This window comes from Aquabacterium sp. (assembly GCF_004297345.1).
Classification (GTDB): Bacteria; Pseudomonadota; Gammaproteobacteria; order Burkholderiales; family Burkholderiaceae_C; genus Aquabacterium.
Genome location: NZ_SCTN01000596.1, coordinates 1 through 1,501, shown reverse-complemented (window position 1 = coordinate 1,501; position 1,501 = coordinate 1). Strand labels below are relative to the sequence as shown.

Here is a 1,501-nt window from a genome sequence, read left to right as displayed (position 1 = left end):
GTCGGTCCGGACGTGGTCGACGCCGCGCGCCGCGTCGTCGATGCCGCGGGTGCGGCGTCGACCTTCAGCGTGGAGTGGACCGAGATCCTCGCCGGCGGTGCCGCGATCGACGTCCATGGCGTGGCGATCCGGTCCGACGACCTCGAGACCGCGGGCGCAGCCGACGCCATCCTGCTCGGTGCCGTCGGAGGTCCGAAGTGGTCGGACCCCAATGCGGACGTTCGCCCCGAGCAGGCGCTGTTTGCCCTGCGCGGCGATCTCGAGCTGTTCGCCAATCTGCGCCCGGTGCAGGTCCATCCCGCGCTCGTCCCGTCGTCGCCGCTCCGACCGGAGCTTCTCGAGGGCGTGGACCTGCTGATCGTCCGGGAGCTGACCTCCGGCCTCTACTTCGGCCGCCCGTCCGAGGAGCGTCGGACCGAAGGCGGCCGGATGGCCGTCGACACCCTCCAGTACACCGAGGGCGAGATTCGCCGCGTGGTCCGCCTGGCCTTCGAGCTCGCAGCCGGCCGACGGGGCCGCCTCGCGAGCGTCGACAAGGCGAATGTCCTCGCGACGTCCCGGCTGTGGCGCAAGGTCGTCGACGAGGAACGGCCGAACTTCCCGACGGTCGAGGCGTCCCACCAGCTGGTGGATTCCTGCGCGATGCTGCTGGTTCGCCAGCCCGCCGCCTTCGATGTCCTCGTCACCGAGAACCTGTTCGGCGACATCCTGTCCGACGAGGCGGCGGTGCTTGCCGGGAGCCTCGGCATGCTGCCCTCGGCCTCGCTCGGCGATCGCAGGACGGCCCACGGGCGGTTTGGCCTGTACGAGCCGATCCACGGATCCGCGCCCGACATCGCCGGCCGGGACCTCGCCAACCCGATCGGCACCATCCTGTCCGCGGCGATGTTGCTGCGCTGGTCGCTCGGTCTTGACGACGCGGCGATCGCGATCGAAGCCGCGGTCGCCGCGGCCCTGGACGACGGCTATCGGACGCGTGATCTCCTGCGCCCGGGCACGGCGCCCGATCCCGCCGACGGGTTCCGACACGTCGGCACCAGCGGCATGACCGACGCGGTGATCGAACGGATCTCCATTCGATCGGCGGCACCGACCCCGGTCGCCGCCGGACCCAGCTGACCTGTCGATCAAACCACTGGAGCCCGTTTCGATGACATCTTCCACCGGGTCCGACCGCCCGGTCGTCCTCTACGACACCACCCTTCGCGACGGCACGCAGGGCGAGAACGTGACCCTGTCCCTTGCCGACAAGCTCCGCGTCGCGCGGATGCTCGACGAGTACGGCATGCCCTACATCGAGGGCGGCTGGCCGGGATCGAACCCCAAGGACATCGAGTTCTTCCGGACGGCCCGCACGATGTCGTGGCACACCGCGAAGCTCGCGGCGTTCGGTTCCACGCGCCATCGGTCGAACACCGCGGCCACGGACCCGAACCTCCAGGAGCTCGTCCGGGCCGAGACGCCAGTCGTGACGATCTTCGGCAAGAGCTGGCTGCTCCAC

Annotated in this window: 1 protein-coding gene and 1 pseudogene; both read left to right on the top strand. The window is 70.4% G+C overall.

Annotated elements, in window-relative coordinates:
* The coding region (gene leuB, locus EPO09_RS21885; RefSeq protein ID WP_290646687.1) for a 3-isopropylmalate dehydrogenase at window positions 1–1,119 on the top strand (1,119 nt) is incomplete at its 5' end.
* A 31-nt stretch (window positions 1,120–1,150) separates the two neighbouring features.
* Window positions 1,151–1,501 (top strand): annotated as a pseudogene (locus EPO09_RS21880) (citramalate synthase); the annotation flags it as partial.